This window comes from Mesobacillus maritimus (genome assembly GCF_044803185.1).
GTDB lineage: Bacteria > Bacillota > Bacilli > Bacillales > Cytobacillaceae > Mesobacillus_B > Mesobacillus_B maritimus_B.
This window is the reverse complement of record NZ_CP085225.1, coordinates 1320354-1343415: the sequence shown is the minus strand read 5'-3', so window position 1 is coordinate 1343415 and position 23062 is coordinate 1320354. Positions and strand designations below refer to the sequence as shown.

Below are 23062 nucleotides of genomic sequence, written 5' to 3'. Positions count from 1 at the left end.
AAATTTATTTTATATAGATTCTCCAAATGCTCAACCTATATTGACATGCATAGAGTTTCCGACTACCAATCATGAACCCTATGCACATCAAATAGTAAGACATTTTTCTTGGAGAAAAGAGCTCTTTACCCTATTTGAATCACTTCTGAGGATTGTAGCTTGTCTATAATTCTCGAAGTTGATCCTTTTAGGTTATAACATTCGACATAGTCCCGAATAGGTCGCTTAATATGGTCTACTACAAATCTTTGCCCGTCAATATTTGCTTTGTTTAAGTTATCATATAACTTATTAATTTCTGCCTTTACTTCTTCATCATTAAAAGTATAATGACCTGCAATATCTAAGATTTCAGCAGATAGGTCATTGTCCTTCATGATTTCTTCCACTGTTAATTTCGTTTGGTCTCCTACCATCCATTTTCTCCAACGTTCACTCTTAATTGCATGAACTAAAAGAGTCTCTCGCACTTTAGAAGGTTCATCAATTAAACCATAATCTTTTAATCTTTGTTCTACTTCCGCTAGTTTTAGATAAGCCCTTGTTTCCTCTGTTCCATACTGTGGAGCAACATTTGTAGCAACAATATTAGATGGAATATGCTCCAGTAAAGTCACATCATCTAGGTAGTCTCCATTATGTTCTTTTAATCCAACCCCATATTTATTTGCCATTTGGGCCAACTCATATGCATTATGAAAATTGAATGTTCCAACTTGTTCTGTTTTTCTAGTCAATGTTCCTGTTTGACCTACAATAAATGTCGGCATTGGAAGACCTTTACTTCCAAGTTCTTCTTTAAGTCTCTTAATGAAAGTTTCATAAGTTTCAGTGGAAGTTAGCCCTCCATTTGTTTCTTCTGTCCCAACTTCATAGCCAATTTCCGGTAAGTTTCTTGCTTTTCTTTCGTTTTCGCAGTATTCAATTAGTTCAACCGTTCTGCTAATGACGTTTTCTAGAGGAACAACTTTTCCTACTTCAAATGGATCTTTCGTAGGGTCAATCATCAGTAAATCGAAGCCTGCTTCTATATCTGCAAGATAGGATTTCTTTCCAAACTCCATCGCTTGTTCTGCAGGTAAATGATCATTTCTCTCTTTATCTCTCTGCCAAGGGCCACCGTGATCACGGCAAACATAATACAGACCATCAAAACCAGTTTCCTCTGCAGTATTCCGAATAGCTTCTACGAATGAATGTTGGTTCCACCCATTCACGTAACCACCGCCCAACTCGTCCATATCAACTTGATTACGACTTGCAATGAACATGACCGGAAAATCTTCATCTCTAGCTAACTCAAAACTTGCTCTTAAAAGGTTTGCTGACATTGGCCCAATCCCTAGTAATGTAGCACCTTTCCTTTCATCTTGTAATTCTAATATTGCCTTTACCGTTAATCTAATAGGTACTTTAACCATATTATTTCCCTCCTAAAAATTTATCGTTTTTTTCTCTAAACTATTATTTGCTTCCTTCTTTTCAGAAGTTGGTTTAACCGCAACATCTGGTTTTGTGAAATGTAAGATGGCTGCTGTTACAACTGTCCCTATTAACATTGCTAGAAAATACCATAGTTTGCCGTCAACTGCCCCAATAACAATTAACCCGCCGTGAGGAATATACGTACTAACATTTTGCATCATTCCTATTCCACCACCAACAGCACTACCAATCATTATTGCAGGCAACACGCGTTTCATATCTTTTACTGCAAAAGGAATAGCACCTTCTGTAATCCCAATTAACCCCATAAATCCGGCACTGATGCCTAAGCCACGTTCTTCTTCACTATATTTTCTTCTTGAAATAAATGTTGATAAGGCCATCCCTAACGGAGGAATTGCAACCGCAATTCTATGAGCACCATTTGGTCCAAAAATCCCTTCAGCCATTAAAGCTAGTGTAAAAGCAGTAACTGTTTTATTAATTGGACCACCCATGTCAATGGCAGTAAAAGCTCCAATTACTAACCCTAGAATTAAGGCACTACCGCCTTGCATTGAAGATAATAAATTGACTAACCCATCAACAAGACCAGCAAGAGGTTGAGCTAAGATATAAATATATCCGATACAGGTAATAAAGGTTGTAATAATCGGAATGATTAGGATAGGCATAATCGTTTTAATGGTAATAGGAACTTTCCAAGTTTTAACGTATTTTGCAATATAACCTGAAACAATCCCCAAAATCATTGCCCCAAGGAAGCCCGTTTGAACACCACTTTCACCAACAGGATTATTGGCGAGAAAGCCCGCAATCATACCAGGAATCAACCCCGGTTTGCCTGCAATGGAATAGGCGATATACCCTGCTAAAATCGGAATCATCATGGCAAAACCAGCAGCACCTATTGTGTTTAGGTTTTGAAGGAAAGGGTTTGTGACAACCATTCCTTCATCTGTCGGTGTCCCTGAAGCTAATGCAAGGGCTAAAAATATCCCACCGACAACTACTGAAGGCATCATGTAAGACACACCAGTACTAAATGCTTTTTTAAGCTCTTCCCCTACCTTTTTCGCACTATTGGCCATAGAAATCTTCCTCCTAGAGATTTTCTAATTGATTCACAACATCTACTACATTCTTTATGAGACTTGAAGGATCCATCGTTAATACCTTTCCTTGATCCTGTTTTTCCTCAAAACGCTCTTCCCCTTCAATTCCAATTGCAATGGCTAGAATAACCGCATCCGCATCAGCGATTTCTTCCTCAGTTAGTTCATTATCAATTCCCATTCCGCCTTGTGTTTCAACTTTGACTTCATAGCCTCTCTTAGCACATTCCTTTTCTAACGCCTCTTGGGCCATGTAAGTATGTGCAATTCCAGTTGTACAAGCAGTAACTCCAACAATTTTCATCATAAATTCCCCATTTCTTCAGCATAAATGTTTTCTTCAATGCGTTTTAATAAACGATAGGCTTCATCCGTTGATTCTGCTTCTAGTAAATTATTTCTAAAGCTTTCATCCATTAAATTCCTACTAATTTGCGCTAGAATTTTTAAATGTAATTTATCTTTTTGCTCGATAGGAACACCAATCATAAAAATTAATTGTGCTTTATCGCCACTTTTTTCATCCCAAACAAAAGGTGTCATTGTTCTCATAAAAGTTATAAATGGTTCTGTAACTGCTTCTGATTTTCCATGAGGGATACTTACATCAAAACCAACTGTAGTTGGAATTTCTTCTTCTCTTTTTAAAACAGCATTCACATAAGTATCAACATCAATAATCATTCCATAGGTAAAAACATCTTCACTCATTTTTCTTATGATTTCATTCCGATTTGTTAGTTCATTATTTAAATATATGAATTCTTTCCTCAGCAATTTTATCCCCTCCCCTCGTAAGCTGTAATATTCCTTTTCTCGTGTTATCCGAGAAATATTTTTTTACGTTTTTCCTAGTTTCTATTAGTTTATAAATATCACTCAAAATATTTTTAACGTTTTTTAAATCGTTTGGAGAAATACAAATTAGTATGACTGTATCGACTTTTGTTCCTCCCCAGTCAATCATATCCTCCGTTGTTAAAATGAATATTCTTGTATTTACCACAAATTTCGGTGTACCATGAGGGATTGCAACGCCAGTATCCAGAGCTGTAGTTCCAACTTTTTCTCTGTTGTAAACAGACTCTTCAAATCCAGGAATGATATCTTTTGAGTCTTTTAGTTTTTGGATTAAGAAACCAAGAACCTCTTCCTCATCCTGCATTTTTACATTGGTAAAAATTGAATCTTCATTCAAATATTTTGCTAAATACTTAATATCAGGATAATGGTCAATCGGTTCCTTATTTTCTTCTTTTATTAAAAATAAATCTGTGTAAAAATTCATAATATTTTTGATATCCGTGCTTGTAACTAAAGGCGATACATAGATGACCGGTTTAGTGGTATTTCTAATTGGAATAGCTGAGATGATAAAATCAACACTCTCAATATTCACTTCATATAGCCTGTCAATCGGAGCAACTTCAATTACGCATAAAGCCGGTAAAACATGCTTCACTTTATTGGCAATGAGTTCCGATGTACCGATTCCATTTGGACACACAATTAATACTTTTTTATAACTTGAATTTCTTTCTAATGCTGCTTGGAAATGAACCATCATAAACGATACTTCATCTTCAGTTAAATGGACCTCAAATGCTTCTTCAATAATAGAGGTAACAAACCAGCTAACTCCCAACATCACTGAATATTCATCTTTTATCTCATTTAGTAAGGGATTCTTAACCGTAATACCCGTCCTCAATCTATAAATCATAGGAATGATATGAGAAACTAATCCTTCAAATAGTTTCCGATCATTTGATAAATCAACTTTCAGCACACTACTCATTTTCTGAATAATTTCATCAACAAGAGTAGAATATTCCTCTGTTATCAAGGATGGATTATAACTAGATTCAATTCCAATTGCGATTAAATATTGATTTAAGTAAATAATATCTTCAGTTGTAAAAGTAATGGATAATTCTTGAAATACATCATCTAAAATGTCTTTAGCCATTAAAAAGGTTTTTAGTTTTTTTACCTCATCGAATATAAGGCTATTCATTACTTCCGTATGATGTTTTTTCTTTGAAGCTCTATAGCAAAGAACTACTAAAGTATTAAATAAAGTGGTTAAATAATGCTCCGCAATTGGTTTGGCTGACTTTTTATCAACTTTGTTCACTATGCTAAGGGAAGTATTTACAATTTCACTTGGATAATACTGTTTTAATATATTCCCAAATTTTTCGGGTCCCTCAACATTATTTTCCACTTTAGATGTTTTTACTAATTCTTCATTAAATAACATCAAAGAATACTGAATTTGGGATTCTGTACCGGTAATATAGGTTCCCTTTTGATCCCCTTTAATCTTTACAGTGTGTCCGTTTAATTCGGATTGAATTTTCTCCATATCAGCAGCAATGGAGGACTTACTTACAAAAAGGAGTTCAGATAACCCTTCGTATGTTAGTACTTTTTCTTCAACCAACAACATTTTTGTAATTTGAATTTTTCTATCTAATGGGGAGAGTTCTTGAATCTCCTGATTTTCAAACTGAATTTTTAAATACTTTAGAACATCCAATTTTTCATTCATTTCACCACTAACTTTGATTCCAATGCTTGGTTTCTTTTTCAACATTAGATCAAAATTATTAATGAACTTTTCGATTACTTTTAAGTCGTTGTGAAGAGTTCGTTGAGAAACATTCATTATATCGGAGTAATATTTAACAGTCTTATATTCTTGATTACTTAGCATAGTTTTTATTAAATGGTATTGCCTTTTTGATAATTGAATCAATCTCGCACCTCCTTATCCTAATTGCTTTATCCCATTTAATATCAAAATTGAAAGATTGCCAACCCTTTGTTAGCGCTTACTTAACCTTATGTATTCATTTTATCATTTAAAATTTTTAAGTTAATAACAGGCTATTACAACATCATTGTTGCAATTTATATTATCTACACGAACGAGATAAAGATGTTATCATATTACTAAATTACAAAAAACAATATTTTAAAGGTGAGGATTGCCAGGATGGATACTATTTTATTTGATGTAGATGACACTTTATATGATCAATTGCAACCCTTTAAAAATGCGTTTAAAATGAGTTTGAGTCATTTAACTAATGCTCCAATTGAAGAACTGTATGTTTCCAGTAGAAAACATAGCGACACCTTATTTAATAAGAGTGAAGCTGGAACAATCACATTGATAGAGTTACATACCTATCGTATTATGACTGCTTGTAAGGAATTTGGAATTGAGATTTCATATAATGAAGCAATAGAATTCCAAAAAACGTATGAAGAACATCAAAAAAAAATCACATTGTTTCCTGAAATAGAAAGCCTACTGGAATTACTTAATAAAAAGGACAAACAACTTGGAATATTAACAAATGGTCCTTACCAACATCAATTAATGAAAATAAAACAGTTAGGACTCACTAAATGGATCCCTAAGGAAAATATTTTTATTTCTTCAGCAATTGGAAGTGCTAAACCAGATCCGCTTGCTTTTGAGAGTGTAGAAAAAAAACTCAACCTAAATAAGGTGAAAACAGTTTTCATTGGAGATTCTTTTGAAAATGATGTAATTGGCGCAAAACAAGTTGGATGGAATTCTATATGGATGAATCACCGAAAAAAAACTAAGCCCGGCAACACTTTTCATCCAGACAAAATTATTAGTACACCTAAAGAATTATTGGATTTCATTGATGGTTATCTTTAAGATTGTTATTATAGATTGAAATTCTACAGTGGGGGACCATTTTAATTTCCATCTTTCACGTTAAAAACATCAAAAAGAGAGGCTGCCCTCAGGACAGCCTCTTCCCTATTCGTTTCTCGACTTCTTTCGAATGCCTATCTTCCGACCTGCTTCTTTCGGAACCTCCATGTTTGTTTGTGCTTTTGAAAGCTCCTCGATGTTGATCTGAATCTCCTCTGGGAAAGGGGCTGTATGGCCGTCCTCCATGTTCATTCCCATTAGCATTTGCTCGCTTGTCGCAAGACGGTCCCCTTTTTCATTTTCCATCGTGAAAAAGACATGTAATCTTTTAGAATCATAGTCAAGAAGTTGGATGCTAACTTGTAGAGACTGTCCTTTATGGGCTTCCTTCAAATAGCATAAATGAGTTTCTAATGTAAAAATGGAGTACTTAACTTTCTCACGGAAGTCCTCATCAATTCCAACCTTCACCATAAACTGGTCTACAGCTATGCTAAAAAGAATCGCATAGGCAGAATCTGTCATATGACCGTTATAATCAATCCATTCCGGACGAACCGAATCGATTAATAGTGGATTTTTAACTTTCGTCATTGAGTTTCCTCCTTACACCTTCAGAGTTTATATTTTTCCGTTTAAGTTTGCTCCAGGCCAATATTTTTCTAGTAATTCTTGAAGTTCAACAAGGAAGTCATCACGACGCTGCTCGAGCTCAGAAATACTATGCCCCTCCGTTTGTTGTTCACATCCATTGATAACAGATTCGCTCAGTTCTTCTGTCAACTCAGGAGCGACAAGTTTTGTCCAAGGTAATTTCAATGCTGGTCCAAACTGAGCAAGCATATGTCTCATTCCTTGTTCACCACCGGCAAGGTGCAAGGTTAAAAACGGTCCCATTAATGCCCAGCGAAGTCCAGGTCCGTATATGATGGCCGCGTCGATTTCCTCTGTTGTTGCAACACCATCATTCACAAGATGAAGAGCTTCCCGCCAAATAGCTTCCATTAAACGGTCGGCAACATGTCCTTCAATCTCAGTTGATATGACGAGCGGCTTCATATTGATAGAATGATAGAATTGTTCTGCTACCTTTACGACCTCTGGGGAAGTCGCTTTTCCGCCAACAAGCTCAACTAATGGAACCAAATAGACTGGATTGAATGGATGTGCCACTATCACACGTTCCGGCCGAGCGCAGTCAGCTTGTAATGTACTTGGCATTAATCCCGAGGTACTGGAAGCAATAATTGCTTCTGGTTTCGCGAAGGAATCAATTTCGGCTAATAAGCTTCGTTTAATTCCTTCTCGCTCTGGGGCGTTCTCTTGAATAAGATCTGCATCTGCAACAGCGGTTGCCAAATCAGGTTCAAACGTTAACCGGTCTTTCGATGCTCCTGGGGCAATACCATGTTTTTCTATCGCTGGCCAAGCTTTATCAATGGCTGCTCGCATGCGAGCCTCCGCATTTTCTGCAGGGTCTGTAGCAACAACATCATAACCATTGGCGAGAAAACGACCAATCCACCCGTTGCCGATTACCCCTGTTCCAACTACTGTTATTTTTTTAATAGAATGATTATCCATATGAATCCGCCTTTCTATGATGGGTTTTTTAGGCCGAGGTGAACGCGTGCCTCTGCTGGTGTCATCGGTGCCACACCTAAGCTGCTCATGGCCGTAACGGCTTTTTCTACGAGTTGGGCATTTGTTGCCATAACTCCCTTATCAAGGTAAAGATTATCCTCAAGCCCTACGCGCATATTCCCACCTAGTAGCAAGGACTGAACCGCTACAGGTAATTGCATCCGCCCGATTCCAAACGCAGACCAATGCGCATTTTTCGGAAGTCGATCGCGCATGTAAAGCATTGTCTCTGCGTCTGCGTCTGCTCCCCAAGGAATGCCTAGACAGAATTGGAACATTGGATCTCCGTCAATTAAGCCTTCCTTAATTAATTGATTGGCAAAGCGAAGATGTCCTGTATCAAAACACTCCAATTCAGGCTTAACCCCACTTTGCTGAATCAACTTGGCTTGTCTGCGAAGCCAGTCGGTTGTACTAACATAAAGCTGGTCACCAAAATTAACACTTCCACAATCAAGCGTACAGATTTCAGGTAGCAATTCACCAATTGGTTCGTGCCGTTCTTCTGGTGTTTGCATATCTGTACCTGGTCCGCCAACCGTTGGATCTTCTTCACTAGGAATCCAGTCACCGCCACCTCCAGAAGTTAGATTGATAATCACGTCTGTTTCCGATTCACGGATTCGTGCCACAACTTCACGGAAAAGCGCTGGATCATGGCTGATTCCTCCCGTTTTCGGGTCACGCACATGAATATGTGCAATCGTTGCTCCCGCTTTGGCTGCATCAATAGCTGATTTCGCAATCTCCTCGGGGGTTACTGGTACATATGGACTTTTCTTTGTCGTATCTCCAGCACCCGTGACGGCACTTGTTAAGATGGTTTTTTTAGACATTTTGACTCCTCCTTCTATAAATTTAATAGGCTGTTTTCGTAAAGATTATTGTTAAAATTGTAAAAATCTTAAAGCCGATTTTTACTACCTAAAGCCGATTTTAACGCAAGATAAGCTATTTCGTACGTTATAGGGGGTTGCACGCTCTTTTCTCATAATTAAAAGGCTACTTTGTAGTGAAACAAAGCTTAATCCAACCTATTTTGTATCCAAGAGCAACAATGTTTGAGAAAATAGTCATAAAAAAAGAGAAAAGGGCATTAGTATCCATTTTCTCTTTTAAAACTCTTATCCTTCATCAATCTTTCTCTGGCTTCGGAATATGGTTAAAGATTTCTCCACTCTCAAAGAATTCTACTAACTGCGCTAACCATTGGTAGTAATTCAACCATTCTTTTGTTTCTATTAACAAAGTATTGATTTTCTTCTCTGTTTCTTCATTAATTGTTTCATTTTCCAATATAGCCGTTAATTCTGCGGATAGTTTTTTCTCAAACATCTTATTTTTATTGATTGCTTTCCGCCAGTTCGATGTAAACAATGAAATGAAAGTTTGGTAATAATCCTGTTCGACATTATAAAGATCTTTGCGAATTCCTTTTTCAAATACCTTTTCCGCAATATTTAGATCCACCATTTCCCGGACAACTTGACTCATGCGTGTCTTGCTCATTCCTGTAGCTTCAGATAGCTCATCAAGTGTCATGGCCTTCCTATTCATATAAATAATCCCTAATACTCGACCGACAGTTGTGGAGACTCCATAGGTGTGCATATTATCGGCGATCTTTTCTACAAACTGGTCTTCTATATTCTTGAGCTTATTTAATGGTTTTTCACTCAAAAGAATCACCCTTCCAAATACCATGTCTGTGTCAATGTACCATATTCAGGCAGCGATATGGAAATGAGGATTCCAGAGAAAAACAGGCGAAATAAGGAGGATTTTTAAGGAATCCACAACTTAAACTTTGTACAATAAAAAGTTTACGTGAATATCATATAATTTATGCAGTTTGTAAACTTTTTATTTTACAAATGTTATATTATACTAGAGCAGTGTTGAAAATTGACGGAAATATTTAGTCTCTTTCATTCGATAGAAATTTGGAGGTGCCATATAATGCTGAAATTTGATCATGTTTCTAAAGTATATAAGGGAGGAAAAAGAGCGGTTAATAATCTCACATTAGAGTTTGAACAAGGAGAATTTATCTGTTTTATCGGGCCAAGTGGTTGCGGGAAAACAACGACAATGAAAATGATTAACCGTCTTATCGAGCCAAGTGAAGGCGGGATTTATATTAATGGAGAAAACATCATGGACAAAGATCAGGTCCAACTAAGAAGAGAAATTGGGTATGTGATTCAGCAAATTGGGTTATTTCCACATATGACCATTCAAGAGAACATTGCACTCGTTTTAAAATTATTAAAATGGCCGGAAGAAAAGCGCCGCGCGCGGGCTCTTGAGTTATTGGACTTGGTTGATTTAACACCTGATTACCTTGAAAAGTACCCACATGAACTAAGTGGTGGGCAACAACAACGTATCGGGGTTTTACGTGCACTAGCCGCAGACCAATCACTCATTTTAATGGACGAACCTTTTGGAGCGCTCGATCCGATTACTCGAGATTCCTTACAGGAAGAGTTTAAAAAGCTTCAAAAGAAATTGGGTAAAACGATTGTTTTTGTTACCCACGATATGGATGAAGCCCTTAAATTGGCTGATAGAATCGTCATCATGCGGGATGGTGAGCTCGTACAATGTGATACACCGGATGAAATTCTCCGTAATCCAGCTGATGAATTCGTCGAAGAATTCATCGGAAAAGACCGTCTTGTACAAGCAAGACCGAATATTCAAACGGTGGAACAAATCATGAATTCAACTCCTATCACAATTACAGGTGATCGAAGCTTATCTGAAGCCATTCAGATCATGAAACAAAAACGCGTGGACTCCCTACTTGTCGTGGATGACCAGCGTGTCCTTCAAGGCTATATTGATGTAGAACTCATTGATCAGAAGCGGAAAAAAGCCAATCTCGTAAGTGACATTGTCACCCCTGCCTTTACCGTGGAGCAAGGGACACTTGTGCGCGATACCGTTCGTAAAATTTTAAAAAATGGAATGAAGTATGTTCCAGTCGTGGATCAAGAGCAACGTCTTATTGGAATTGTCACACGAGCGAACCTTGTTGACATCGTTTATGATTCCATCTGGGGCGAAGATGACATCGCACTTTAAAAGGGAGGCGAAATAGATGGATGCATTATTACAATTTTTTAGTAGTTACGGAAGCGAAATGTTATATAAAACGTGGGAACACTTATATATTTCCTTTATTGCTGCATTATTAGGAATTATCGTTGCTGTTCCGCTAGGAGTTATGCTCACTCGTTTTTCTAAGGGAGCAAGCATCGTGATGGGAATCCTAGGCATTATTCAAACTTTCCCAAGTTTTGCGATTTTAGCCTTCTTTATCCCACTTTTAGGGGTTGGGAAAACCCCTGCAATTATTGCTTTATTTTTCTATTCAGTCCTACCCATCTTGAGAAACACCTATACAGGAGTTAGTGGCGTCAAAAAGAGTTTGCTAGAAGCAGGCAAAGGGATGGGTATGACTGGATGGGAACAAATTCGGTACGTTGAGATTCCGCTTGCCATACCGGTTATTATGGCTGGTATTCGCTTATCGACGGTTTATCTTATTGGCTGGGCGACATTAGCTGCTTACATTGGAGCAGGCGGCCTTGGAGATTATATTTTCAGTGGTCTTAGCCTTTATCAGCCTGAATTTATTCTTGCTGGTGCGATTCCAGTAACAATCTTAGCCTTACTAGTCGATTTGCTTTTAGGAAAAATTGAAAATTGGATTACCCCAACAGGAATGAAGAAAATGAAAGAAGCTGCTTAGGAAGGAGAAACAGAAATGTTGAAAAACAACCGTTTACTAATCATTTTAGCACTTTCAGTGTCTGTCTTTATAAGTGGCTGTGCTCTTCCAGGTTTAAGTGGCCCTGCAAAAAACACCATTGCGGTTGGAACGCTTGGAACCTCTGAGTCACAAATAATGGGCAACATCGTGAGGCTTATGATTGAGCACTATACAGATGCACAGGTGGAAATGGTCAATAATTTAGGATCCTCCATTGTTCAGCATAAAGCCATGATGAATGGCGATGTAGATATTACTGCAACACGTTATACCGGGACAGATCTTGCCGGCGCATTAGGGATGGAACCAGTAAACGACCCTGCTGAGGCATTAGAAACTGTTCAACGAGAATTTCAGGAACAGTTTGACCAAACCTGGTTTGATTCATATGGGTTCGATAATTCTTATGCTTTTACAGTAACAAGAGAAATGGCGGAAAAACATAACTTAGAGACTGTATCCGATTTGGAACCACTCGTCTCAGACTTAAAGTTCGGGGTAGATAACGCTTGGTTAAAACGAAAAGGCGATGGATACGAAGGCTTCGTCGAGGAATATGGTTTCCGCTTTGCCAAGGCCTTTCCAATGCAAATAGGTCTTGTCTACCAAGCAGCCGCAAACGGAAAAATGGATGTCGTCCTTGCTTATACCACTGACGGTCGTATCAAGTCCTTTGATTTAAAGGTGCTAAAAGATGACAAACATTTCTTCCCTCCGTATGATACTTCCCTTGTTGCACGGAATGACGTTCTAGAGAAACATGAAGGGTTAAGAGAAGCTATTCAGAAATTGTCCGGTAAAATTGATACCGAAAAAATGCAGGAATTGAATTATGAAGCAGATGGGAAAATGCGGGAGCCCTCTGTTATTGCGAAAGAATTTTTACAAGAAAACAATTACTTTGAAGGTTAGGAGGGCGTTTCATGGAAACCATTAATGAAATCTGGTACTACTATACACAAAATGGAGCCTATGTGTGGGAACAATTCTTTCGTCATTTCCTAATGTCTGCATATGGAGTATTGTTCGCAGCAATTGTCGCTATTCCTTTAGGGATTCTTATTGCCCGGTATCATAGATTAAGTCCTTGGGTCATGTCGCTTGCTAATATTATCCAAACTATTCCCGCCCTAGCAATGTTGGCCGTACTCATGCTCGTGATGGGTCTTGGGACAAATACAGTCGTATTTGCCTTATTCCTCTATTCCCTATTACCTATTATTAAAAATACGTATGCAGGAATTCGAAACGTCGATCAGGCTTTGCTTGAATCCGGAAAAGCAATGGGCATGACCAAATTCCAGGTCTTACGGATGGTTGAATTACCGCTTGCGATGTCCGTTATCATGGCCGGGTTACGTACAGCCCTGGTTATTACAATTGGGATTGCCACCATCGGTACCTTTATCGGTGCAGGTGGATTAGGAGATATCATTCTTCGTGGAACGAATGCAACGGATGGGACAGCCATTATTCTTGCTGGTGCCATTCCTACTGCATTCATGGCCGTCATCGCCGATGTTGGGATGGGTTGGATTGAACACAAGTTATCCCCAACTAAGAAGCGCAAAAATGTACTCCAAAATAAGGTAGAAGAAAAGCCAGCTTTATAGAAACTGCATGAGAAAACAAATCCATCCTGAAAAATTCCGGGATGGATTTTTCTTAAAATGGTGGGGACATACTCCCCTTTTCAATTCAAGGAGGGACATGTAATGGAGCTTCAACAAATTCTTTTAGAAAAAAACGTACCCTGCAAAATGAGGGACGGCGTGACTCTTTATAGCGATATCTATCGTCCGCATCGAGAAGGGAAATTCCCTGTTCTGCTAACGCGTTTGCCCTATAATAAGGATTTACCTTTATATTCGCACCGCTATCTTGACACGAATCGACTTGTACAAAATGGATACATTGTCATTGTTCAAGACGTAAGAGGACGTTTTAACTCTGAAGGCGACTTTTATCCGTTTATGTACGAGGCAGAGGATGGTTATGATACGGTAGAATGGGCCGCGAACCTTCCCGATTCTACGGGAGAAGTTGGGATGTTTGGGTTGTCTTATTATGGATTTACGCAGTTATTAGCTGCCACAGAACGCCCTCCACATTTAAAAGCAATTGCCCCTGCCATGACCTTGACAGACTGGCGCAATGATTCTGTCGAGAATAATGGCAAGTATATGGTCGGGTCAACTGAAACTTGGGCATTAGAATCTGTAGCTCCTGATCAAATTCGTAGAAAGTATCAAGACACGGAACAATATAACTCCATGATGATGAAAATGGCACAATATTACAACGAGTTAGAGGATTGGTACCAGTATAAGCCTATGAAGGATTGGCCTCCGCTTAAAGAATTGGGCGTTGCAGAGTTTTTCTACGATTTTATTCAAAATCGTTTGACGACGGAACAGTACAATAAAATGAGTATTAGTGAAAAGTTCGAGAAAATTGATGTTCCTGCCTATCATATTGCAGGCTGGTATGATAATTTTTTGAATACAACAATTCACAATTTTTCTGAACTAAGCAAAAAGAGGAATGGCCACCTACAGAAGTTAATAGTTGGTCCTTGGGCGCATGGGGTGTTTCAATCCGTCTTAGGAGAACGAAACTTTGGCGTTCACGCCTCTGCCGATTGGATTGATTATAAGGAAGATTTAACAGGACTTCATATTCGCTGGTTCAACCATTGGCTCAAAAATGAACCAGACGGCTTTGAAGAAGAGGCTCCGATTAAATTATTTGTTATGGGTATTAATGAGTGGCGAGATGAATTCGAATGGCCGTTAGCAAGAACAGCCTATACCCCCTTCTATTTACATAGTAATGGAAACGCAAATTCACGCTTTGGAGATGGAAGCTTAAGTGTAGATCAACCGTTGAGCGAAAAAGAAGACAGCTTCATTTATGATCCCTCTAAGCCTGTTCCAACAAATGGCGGCGGAACCTTATTTACTGGGACCAATACAACCGGCCCATTAGATCAACGGGAGCTTGAGGAACGAGAAGATGTGTTGGTATATTCAACCGACACTTTGACAGAATCGCTTGAGGTAACAGGACCGGTAAAAGTAAAACTCTGGGTTAAAACCGATGTGCTGGATACAGATTTTACCGCAAAACTCGTTGATGTTACACCCGAGGGGAAAGCGATTCATTTATTAGATGGAATTACTCGTGTGACGTATCGCGATGGGGATAAGCAAGCTGAGAACATCGTAAATCAAGTAGTAGAAATAGAAATTGATTTATGGGCAACAAGCAATGTGTTCCTTACTGGGCATTCTATTCGTTTAGAAATTTCATCAAGTAACTTCCCTCGTTATGACATGAATTTAAATACAGGAAAAACGATGATGGACAGCACCGAAATGAAAATCGCCACCCAAACCATTTATCATCAAGAAGACTATCCATCGCATATCGTTTTGCCGATTGTAAAAAAACAAAAGATTTAGGTAAGTAGGAATCCGTTTCATTCAAAACTTATTGAACAATCTCCAGCTAATTAAATGTAAAACGCTGTTGGTTTTTAACTCAACAGCGTTTTTACATTTCCTTTTATTCACCTAGCCGTGAAGCTTGTTCTTAAACTAGTACTATAGTAGGCTCATTCACCCAAACTTAGTTCATAATGATAAAATTGTTCATCTCGTCTATATCCATTTTTCTCATATAATCTTTGCGCGGGCAGATTATCAGGTACTGTACTCAGACTAATACTGTTTGCACCTGTTGCAAGTGCGTAGTCTTTTGCTTTTTGTAAGAGCTTTTCTCCGACTCCTTGTTTTCTCGCTTCTGCGGCTACGTATAAATCATTTAATATCCATGCTCTTTTCATCGATATTGATGAAAATGTAGGATAAAGTTGAGTAAACCCTACGTACTTTTCTTTATCCTTTACGACAAATATAACAGAATCTTTGCTTTCAATCCGTTTTTTTATGTACAGCTGGGCACCCTCTAAATCCGACTCTTGCTGATAAAAGATCCGATATAAATTAAATAAATTCGACACCCCAGCTAAATCAGTTATTGTAGCTTGATAAACCTCCACTCATAACTCCCCCTATTCATTCATACATTTTACTATTCGTTTATTTTACACAAATTTTCAATTTATTTATAATCAATTTTTAGATGTTTTACCCACAGTACGATTAACTGACTCATATTTGTAAAATTTTTAATAAAACTTTCATAAAAATACACAAATCGACAAAATTCAGTTAAGCTATCTAGTAAAATAGTAGTAAATGTTTTTTTATCATGTAAAATAAATGTAAATAAGATTAAGTGAAAAGTAGCAGAAAGTCGAATAGGTGGGAAAAGGATATGGGAAACACTGTCAATCAACCCGTTGAAGATATGAATCGGTCACGGGAAAAATCAGTTAAATGGTTTAAAAGCTGGAAGTTTTACACAATCACTTTTATCGCTGTGGCACTCGTATTGGCGGCAATTAGCTATTATCAAGCAACCCATTTTAATGCTGATGTTACCATTAATGGTGTCAAAGTTAGTGGTCTTACTGCCGAAAAGACTCTAGAAACGTTACAAACAACAACCATGAGTAACGAGATTTATGTTGGCGATGAACAAATTATAGATGGCAAAGATACACAAATGGAATTTTCAGAAGAGGATTTGCCTAAGGTAAAGAAACTGTTAAAAGACCAGTGGACATTTTTCCCTTCATTTAAGACAAGAAGTATTACCTTACTGCCTAGCACACCGGACCCCTATCGCAGCGAAGGATTGAAGAAGGAACTTGAACAGAAACTCGCTTCCTTAAATCAAGATTTAACAGCTCCTGTAAATGCAGAGGCGTCACTAAAAGACGGGGAAATTATCGTCTCCGAGAGTAAGGATGGAAAGCAATATGATGTTGCAGGTCTTCTAGAAGAATACGAAAAACAAGGATATACAAGTGAAATCCGTCTGAACTCGGCATACCTCCTTCCTGTTAAAGAAGATAGTGAAATCATTCAAGACCAAAAGAATAAAATTCAAGCACTTCTTGACCATACCGTTAACTATCAGGTACAGGATAAAGTACATTCTTTAAAGGGCAGCGACCTTATTAAAAACGCCTCGCTAACAGAGGAGATGCAGATTACGATTGACAACTCAGACATTATCAAGGAAAAAATAGCTGAGATTAATGATGCTCAGTCCACTTTAGGGAAAGATTTTAACTTTAAGACTCATTCAGGTGGAATCATATCTGTGAAAGGAAAAGGTTATGGCTGGGCACTTGATGTTAAGAAAGAAACAGCCCTTATTAAAGAAGCTTTTGAAAAAGGCGAAGAAACCGTTTCCGCTGCAAATATTTCCGGAAATGGCTGGAGCGGTGAGGGATATGGCTATGATACGCTCACAAACAATGGGATTGGTGATACGTATGCGGAAGTATCCATTGCTGACCAACGGATTTGGCTATATAGAGATGGAAAGCTAGTCCTTACAACGAATGTCGTTACAGGTAAACTTAGTACCGGTGAAGGAACTTCACCAGGCGTATGGTATATTCTCTATAAAAGAACACCATACACCCTTAAAGGCAGTGCTGTAGGCAATCCCGATTATGAGGTTGATGTATCTTATTGGGCACCATTTACAAACAGTGGTCAAGGGTTCCACGATGCTAGTTGGCGAGGAAACTGGAGCGGCAATGCCTTTGTGAATGCAGGTTCCGGAGGTTGTGTCAATGTCCAACCTGGTATGATGAAACAGGTGTATGATAATCTTAGTACTTACCAACCTGTTGTTGTCTATTAGATTGTAATAAAATCGCAAGCGTCCCGTTAAGCATGTATGGACTGTAGCACTAAGACTAAGATAAAGAAATAAGTCGTTCGTGTTTGACTTAATCTGAGGTTAAGAGATATTACACTAGTCGCTTGGAGCTGGAGCTGGAGCCTGAGGTGAAAGCAGAAAATGATTAACATTATACAAAAATCAGGAGATCATGATTGATCTCCTGATTTTTTTGTGATGATAGTGCTGCCCGCTATCCAGTATAAAATATATCGTGGAGTCCTTTAACACTACAACCGTCCCTTTTCCTCTACCTGTGCTAATAATTTGTTTAACCGCCCCAAGTGGAAAGTATAGTCTACAATTGAAGATGTGATGATCATTAGCCGCAGTTTTTGCTCTTTATCATGATTATAAATAGCAAGGACCTTTTCAAAGAATTCCCCACTATCATTCAGGATTAGATTATCATGTTCTTGTTCCCTTATCTTTCCTTGATATTTTAATAATAAAAATTCATGGTAATTAACTAGCTGTTCGATATGATAATCAAATAATTGGTTTTCTTCTTTGCTGGTTTTGCTTTGAAAATAGTGCTCTTCAATATTCTCTAAAAGCTGTTCCCCTTGTTGCAATGTTTTAAGCATCTGCTTGAAGACCACTATTTCTCTTGCATTCATTTTATTTACGTTCCCTAATTTTCCCCTTTCTTCATCAAAGAGAAGAAATTGATCTGCTAATTTTTCTATATCCTTCTTTAATCTCTTACTTTGCTCTTGAAACGATGTTTCGGTCATTTCATTTGAAACCGCCGTCCGAAGCAATAAGGACATGTTTTGAAAAGTGGTTTGAACGTTTACAAGAAACTTTTCTTTGTATTTAGGTGGCAAAATGGTCAGATTCACAAGCATAGCAGAGCCTGTACCCACCATAATAATCAAGAAGCGGTTTAAGGTAAACAGTAAATCCTCATTTCCAGGGGCACTCATAATCGCCAACACCGTAACAAGTGTCGTGGGAATTGTATTATCCATTTTTATTTTCAAGCTTAAAGAAATCACCAGAATAATTACAAGACCAATGGTAATCGGGTTATCCCCTAGGAAAGTAATGGCAAAAAGGGCAACCGCGGCCCCGAGTGTATTGGTCAACACTTGATCTAGCATTTGTTTCCAGGTCCGATAAATAGAAGGTTGAATCGTAAGTGTTGCCGCTAGCGCTGCAAAAATGGCAGGTTCCAATTGAAAGGCCGAACATAGATATAATGCCAATGTTACAGCTATCCCAGTTTTTAAGATCCGTGGCCCAATGGTCACTTTTTACCCCCTCATTCTAATTACATTTTAAATAGTAAATATATATCACATTATGTACTAATCACTCATCATAACCGGTATAGTCTTATTAAATCATATCCGAGCATATATAAAAAGAAGCGAGATACCTAGTCTTTTGCTAATAAAAATAGCCCAGCATTTCAACTTGAACTGGGCTATTTTTATTACATATTTAGTTAAAAACAATTAATTATAACTTGGGTTACGCTAGCTGCATCGTTGTAATGCAAGTGTCGTCCCCTTCAAATGTGGAGAATTCTAACTCCGCCGCTTTTCCTTCTTGCTTTATCGTTACCTGATACGTTTTATCACGTGGTAGCCACAAATCGATAAAACCATTTGCCTGAGAAGTTACTTTTTCGTTTAGAATGACGTTGCCAGCATCGTCTTCAATTAAAACATCAAACTCTTCTTCAACTAATTCACCTTGACAACCTGTCAAGCTATGAGTTTGTCAAGGGTGGGTAGAATCAATATACGGGGCGATTGAAACAAAAAATTCATCTTCAGGTAAATCATATGTTACCTGGCTCTCATCGCTGTTCGTTACGATTAGCTGATGGGAATTAATAGCAGCCTTTTGATCTTCTATATTCCCTACACTATAATCATTCACTAATTTCTTTATGTCTTGCACTTCATTTGGTGCTGCTGTTTCTGGTTCTGCTGTTACATTGCTTTCGTCGTTGGACGCACAACCGGCTAATAGCATCGAAGCAGCCAAACCAACTGCAAAGATTGTTCGTTTCATTTCTAGTCACCTACCTGAAACTCTTATTTTCTACTCTCTTATTGTATAATTTTATAGCGGATTTTCAAGTGAATCCATTCACAATCTAGCATTTTTTCAGTGAGATTCTACTAATTTTAACAAAATTGTCACCTTGTTAATCAAGTAAAAAAGCAAGAGAGCAGCTGTTTATCACTGGTACTATTTCTTATTTTTACGTTTTAACAAACACCCTCTAACGCCCACTGCCAAAACTAGCTGTGGATAGGAGCCCTGTCCCAATACTTCCTCACCGGGCAATCTTTTTATATGTCTCGTCATCACAAATCACAAACATTTTCGCATCCATCGGAATTTCTTCATTATGGCGGCGAGCTATGTCCATATTGCTTCCATCTGAGATTAAAATCGCTCCATGTTCGAATAATTCCATTGCTGCGTCCTTATAAGTCACCCAATGAGGCTTTTTCCGTATCTCATATAAATTTTCCCCTTCTGTTTTGCTAAGTAGCTGTTCAAATAACTTGCTCGAGCCATGATGGATGGCCGCCTGGGCCATTAATCGTGAAAGGGAATCATCAGAAAGGATAAATTCATCCACATTTGCGTGTTCAAATAAGGCCATGTGTTTTTCTTTTTTAATTTCCACAACCGTATAGATGCTTTTTTGATGTTTTTTGGATAAATGCTCGACCCGTGAGGCAATTAATAAGGTTTTCCCATCTGCATATTCAGAGTGGTTGTTCTCCTCATCTGAAAAAACCGCAACCGATTTTGCTTGAAGAATATTGGCTTTCATCAAAACTTCCTCTTCAGCTGGATTGCCACTTATAAAGTGAACCTTGTCATGCTCAAGTGGAGAGCGACTGGCATGGTCCACAACGACCACATCACATTTTTCACCACTATGTAATATTTCATCTAAGACATTTTCCAGTTTATCTTTTGAAGAACCGATCAGAATATAATGGTCCTTTCCTCCATATTTCAATTTCCCTTCCTCCTTAAGCCTGCGATATAACGTAAAACTTTCAAACAGCTTACCGACAAGGATTCCCATGGCACCGATGCCAAAGGTATAGATTAGCAACATGGTAAATATTTTCCCAAAATCAGTGCTTGGATAAATATCTCCATAGCCTACTGTCACAAGTGTTGTCATGGTCCACCAAAGTGCATCAAGAAAACGCGGAAACGTCTCGGGTTCAATTGACCTCATTAAAAGACTGCTCAAAAGAATCATCAAAACAGCAATGAAGAAAGCATGCCAAATTTTTATCTTTACCAACCTTGATAGAATTCTAAATATGATTCCCATTATTTCTCCTCTTTTCTCCTCCCTATATTAGTGATGTCTAGCTAATATCCCAACAAAATCCTTCCCTACATATCCTCTAACCCCACAGGCAAATAATAAGAAAGATTATTCGTAATCCTTTCCCCTACTCTAAAACCGATGGCGGCAGCATGGCCATTAAGCAAAAAACTTCCAATCAGGAGATTACCGGTTTGTTTCCCCTTTGTGCTCATAAAACGGATAGAAGGAAGTTCCACATATTTCTGGTAAATTGGCACATAGTTTGTATAGTTTTTTTGCGAATCTTGCAAACTAAGTTCCCCGTTCTCATTAAATATCTCAATTGTGTCGCCTTCCCGCCCAAAGGATGGCTTTTTTACAAAAGCTAGATTTGAATGAAGAAAGTAGTCAGGTTCAAAAAAAGTAGGCAAAAAGTATTCCTGAATCCATTCGTGTTCTTCATTGGTAAAAAAGGCATGCTTTTCTTCATGTAGCCCCCAAATGATGGCTTGGACCGCTTTGTTTTGCAGCAAGAATGCAGACGGTGGATTGATTACCATCAACATGCCTGATTCGACCAACTCTAGCAACCATAAGCCAATTTTATTCCCTGCCTCATCTTCGTCCATAATCAAGTTTTCAATCGGGAACGTTTGCCGATATAAAATATCAATTTTACTTCCGGCTCCATCGTAGAGTCCCTCCCCTTTTACAATTTCCAATTGATGAAGCGGCACAAATCTTGATGGAAGGTCAGCTAATTCTTGAAGGTACCGGACTGTTTCGCGGTCTTCCTCGTTGTCTTCATGTGCGGTAAAAACAATATAGGGTTTTGGCTTTCTGATTTGCTTCGCACATTCGTTGATACTAAGTCTAACCGCGTACCCAAGTCTCTCAGCCATCGCTGCATTCGGATCCTCCATTTGAAATTCGCTACAAACCAGACTATTTATTAAAAATAACTCTTTTATAAATGTAGGAGTATCAGAGTTAATTTCAATACACTTAAAGCCTGTCTCTGTTCGAATCAAGTCAAGTCGAGCAATGACACTTTCAAAGGGTAAAGACTGCAATTTTAAGAACGAAAGAGACTCTACGGGAAAGCCCATTTCCACTAGAGTCTCATCCGGGACCTCTCTTAACAGCGTAGCAACCTTAAAGAAAATCCTGCCAATCCGATCAGTTGCTAGGCGAATCTGATCTACCTCACTTTTCCCAATCCTTGCGATGTCGTATAGAGCGTATTCTTCCCCATACATATCTGACCAAAAATTCTTTATTTCCCTATAAAATTGTTGTCTTTTTTCATGATATGGTAAGGAAGGCATGTTACATCTCCCCAATATTTTTTACATAAATCACATATACACTACGATCCTCATCAATTTCAGTGGAGGTCATCTCCATCTGCCCGATTCCAGGAACATCCACAATATCCTTGAGAAGGTAGCGTATGATATCAAAATGGGTTTCGCAAGGGAGTACCGCGAGCTGCTTATAGTTTTCTTCTTCCCTAAATCTACGAAACTCGATATGAAGCCCTTTCCCGCGGTAATTTCCCTCGTCTAGGACGGTGACGTTTTTTCCAGCATCCTCAATTACGAGGATATCCTCATCCTCCATCATTTCATTGGAGATTAACTGGTACTGTCTGCCCCTCATAATAAAATAAGTACAAAGCTGCCTCGCGTAAAGCTCATCCACCCCTACTTCTGGAGTGATATATTCGTAGAAAGGTTCGTGTCCGCCCTTTCCATCATGAATAAAATAGGTCAGTTTCTTCATTCTACACCTCTTTTACGGACGTTTGTAGGACCATGAATCAGTAAGACAAACATTTAGCCACAATCCAGCCAATCGAAAGGGATAAGGTAAACAACATAATCCCGACTGCTCTGTTGTCTTCCTCAATCGCTTTGGAAATACTAAACCGAATGGTAAGAAGCTCCGCAAGGATGAAGACAATAATTTGCGAGATAATCCCGATTACACCCCAAATCGCCATATCTAATAGAGAAATAGAATATTCTGCTGCTGCCCCGAGGACGATCGCAAGTCCAACTATTTTGCCCCCCAACGACATAGCTGCTGCCTGGTTTTTTTGTGAAATTAACTTGAATTCTTTCACTTTTGTTGTTGTGATTTCAAACAAAACGGTTCCCACTACTAATAAAAGTACTGCCAACCCTAAATAAGAAGCAAAATTCATATATAAGTTCACTATTAATCCCCCTCTTTCATTT

Annotated in this window: 23 protein-coding genes; 7 read left to right on the top strand and 16 right to left on the bottom strand. The window is 38.3% G+C overall.

Features of this window, described 5'->3' with window-relative positions; genetic code table 11:
- Positions 1–125 precede the first annotated feature (125 nt).
- Genes LG336_RS06540 through LG336_RS06520 form a run of 5 tightly spaced genes read right to left on the bottom strand, consistent with a single transcriptional unit; the run spans position 126 to position 5322 of the window.
- Positions 126–1421: a class II D-tagatose-bisphosphate aldolase non-catalytic subunit gene (locus LG336_RS06540; RefSeq protein WP_404331760.1), complete on the bottom strand. Its 1296-nt coding sequence runs from the start codon at positions 1419–1421 to the stop codon at positions 126–128.
- A 12-nt stretch (positions 1422–1433) separates the two neighbouring features.
- Positions 1434–2537 carry a PTS fructose transporter subunit IIC gene (locus tag LG336_RS06535; RefSeq protein WP_404331759.1) on the bottom strand — a complete coding sequence of 368 codons (1104 nt, stop codon included), beginning with the start codon at positions 2535–2537 and terminating at the stop codon, positions 1434–1436.
- A 13-nt stretch (positions 2538–2550) separates the two neighbouring features.
- Positions 2551–2868 carry a PTS fructose transporter subunit IIB gene (locus tag LG336_RS06530; RefSeq protein ID WP_404331758.1) on the bottom strand — a complete coding sequence of 106 codons (318 nt, stop codon included), beginning with the start codon at positions 2866–2868 and terminating at the stop codon, positions 2551–2553.
- Entirely contained in the window at positions 2865–3338 is a 474-nt protein-coding gene (locus LG336_RS06525; RefSeq protein ID WP_404331757.1) for a PTS sugar transporter subunit IIA, read from the bottom strand. Before LG336_RS06525 ends, LG336_RS06530 begins: the two co-directional genes overlap by 4 nt.
- On the bottom strand, positions 3307–5322 hold the full coding sequence (locus LG336_RS06520; RefSeq protein WP_404331756.1) for a BglG family transcription antiterminator: 2016 nt from the start codon (positions 5320–5322) through the stop codon (positions 3307–3309). Before LG336_RS06520 ends, LG336_RS06525 begins: the two co-directional genes overlap by 32 nt.
- Before the next feature lie 240 nt (positions 5323–5562).
- On the opposite strand from LG336_RS06520, the gene LG336_RS06515 reads away from it, so the two are divergent.
- Positions 5563–6264 (top strand): HAD family hydrolase, encoded by a 702-nt coding sequence (locus LG336_RS06515; RefSeq protein ID WP_404331755.1) that lies wholly within the window; start codon positions 5563–5565, stop codon positions 6262–6264.
- A 105-nt stretch (positions 6265–6369) separates the two neighbouring features.
- Here the strand turns inward: LG336_RS06515 and LG336_RS06510 are convergent, their stop codons facing one another.
- The 4 genes from LG336_RS06510 to LG336_RS06495 all read right to left on the bottom strand — a co-directional run bounded on the left by LG336_RS06510 (position 6370) and on the right by LG336_RS06495 (position 9612).
- Entirely contained in the window at positions 6370–6858 is a 489-nt protein-coding gene (locus LG336_RS06510; RefSeq protein WP_404331754.1) for a thioesterase family protein, read from the bottom strand.
- Positions 6859–6885: 27 nt separating this feature from the next.
- Entirely contained in the window at positions 6886–7848 is a 963-nt protein-coding gene (locus LG336_RS06505) for an L-carnitine dehydrogenase (protein WP_404331753.1), read from the bottom strand.
- A gap of 14 nt (positions 7849–7862) precedes the next feature.
- Complete coding sequence (locus LG336_RS06500; protein WP_404331752.1) at positions 7863–8744, bottom strand: 3-keto-5-aminohexanoate cleavage protein; 882 nt, start codon at positions 8742–8744, stop codon at positions 7863–7865.
- Between the two features lie 298 nt (positions 8745–9042).
- Positions 9043–9612, bottom strand: coding sequence for a GbsR/MarR family transcriptional regulator (locus LG336_RS06495; protein WP_404331751.1), 570 nt, complete (start codon positions 9610–9612; stop codon positions 9043–9045).
- A gap of 255 nt (positions 9613–9867) precedes the next feature.
- On the opposite strand from LG336_RS06495, the gene LG336_RS06490 reads away from it, so the two are divergent.
- The 5 genes from LG336_RS06490 (at position 9868) to LG336_RS06470 (ending at position 15153) form a co-directional block, all read left to right on the top strand.
- Entirely contained in the window at positions 9868–10998 is a 1131-nt protein-coding gene (locus LG336_RS06490; RefSeq protein WP_404331750.1) for a betaine/proline/choline family ABC transporter ATP-binding protein, read from the top strand.
- Between the two features lie 16 nt (positions 10999–11014).
- Positions 11015–11668, top strand: coding sequence for an ABC transporter permease (locus LG336_RS06485; RefSeq protein ID WP_404331749.1), 654 nt, complete (start codon positions 11015–11017; stop codon positions 11666–11668).
- A gap of 15 nt (positions 11669–11683) precedes the next feature.
- Positions 11684–12601: an osmoprotectant ABC transporter substrate-binding protein gene (locus tag LG336_RS06480; protein ID WP_404331748.1), complete on the top strand. Its 918-nt coding sequence runs from the start codon at positions 11684–11686 to the stop codon at positions 12599–12601.
- Positions 12602–12612: 11 nt separating this feature from the next.
- Entirely contained in the window at positions 12613–13302 is a 690-nt protein-coding gene (locus LG336_RS06475) for an ABC transporter permease (RefSeq protein WP_404331747.1), read from the top strand.
- A gap of 102 nt (positions 13303–13404) precedes the next feature.
- Positions 13405–15153: a CocE/NonD family hydrolase gene (locus tag LG336_RS06470; protein WP_404331746.1), complete on the top strand. Its 1749-nt coding sequence runs from the start codon at positions 13405–13407 to the stop codon at positions 15151–15153.
- A gap of 152 nt (positions 15154–15305) precedes the next feature.
- Here LG336_RS06470 and LG336_RS06465 read toward each other — a convergent pair whose 3' ends face one another.
- A complete protein-coding gene (locus LG336_RS06465; protein ID WP_404331745.1) occupies positions 15306–15752 on the bottom strand; it encodes a GNAT family N-acetyltransferase in 447 nt (148 codons plus the stop codon).
- A 278-nt stretch (positions 15753–16030) separates the two neighbouring features.
- On the opposite strand from LG336_RS06465, the gene LG336_RS06460 reads away from it, so the two are divergent.
- Entirely contained in the window at positions 16031–17476 is a 1446-nt protein-coding gene (locus LG336_RS06460) for a L,D-transpeptidase family protein (protein WP_404331744.1), read from the top strand.
- Positions 17477–17745: 269 nt separating this feature from the next.
- On the opposite strand, the gene LG336_RS06455 is transcribed toward LG336_RS06460, so the two are convergent.
- The 6 genes from LG336_RS06455 to LG336_RS06430 form a co-directional block, all read right to left on the bottom strand.
- Positions 17746–18771, bottom strand: coding sequence for an aromatic acid exporter family protein (locus LG336_RS06455; protein ID WP_404331743.1), 1026 nt, complete (start codon positions 18769–18771; stop codon positions 17746–17748).
- A gap of 223 nt (positions 18772–18994) precedes the next feature.
- Positions 18995–19543 carry a CueP family metal-binding protein gene (locus tag LG336_RS06450; RefSeq protein WP_404331742.1) on the bottom strand — a complete coding sequence of 183 codons (549 nt, stop codon included), beginning with the start codon at positions 19541–19543 and terminating at the stop codon, positions 18995–18997.
- A gap of 268 nt (positions 19544–19811) precedes the next feature.
- Positions 19812–20840, bottom strand: coding sequence for an ion channel (locus LG336_RS06445; protein WP_404331741.1), 1029 nt, complete (start codon positions 20838–20840; stop codon positions 19812–19814).
- Between the two features lie 65 nt (positions 20841–20905).
- Entirely contained in the window at positions 20906–22147 is a 1242-nt protein-coding gene (locus LG336_RS06440; RefSeq protein WP_404331740.1) for a glutathionylspermidine synthase family protein, read from the bottom strand.
- A 1-nt stretch (position 22148) separates the two neighbouring features.
- The gene (locus tag LG336_RS06435) at positions 22149–22604 is read right to left on the bottom strand and encodes an RNA helicase (RefSeq protein ID WP_404331739.1); all 456 of its coding nucleotides are present in this window, start codon (positions 22602–22604) and stop codon (positions 22149–22151) included.
- Between the two features lie 37 nt (positions 22605–22641).
- Positions 22642–23028 (bottom strand): DUF350 domain-containing protein, encoded by a 387-nt coding sequence (locus LG336_RS06430; protein WP_404333107.1) that lies wholly within the window; start codon positions 23026–23028, stop codon positions 22642–22644.
- Positions 23029–23062 lie beyond the last annotated feature (34 nt).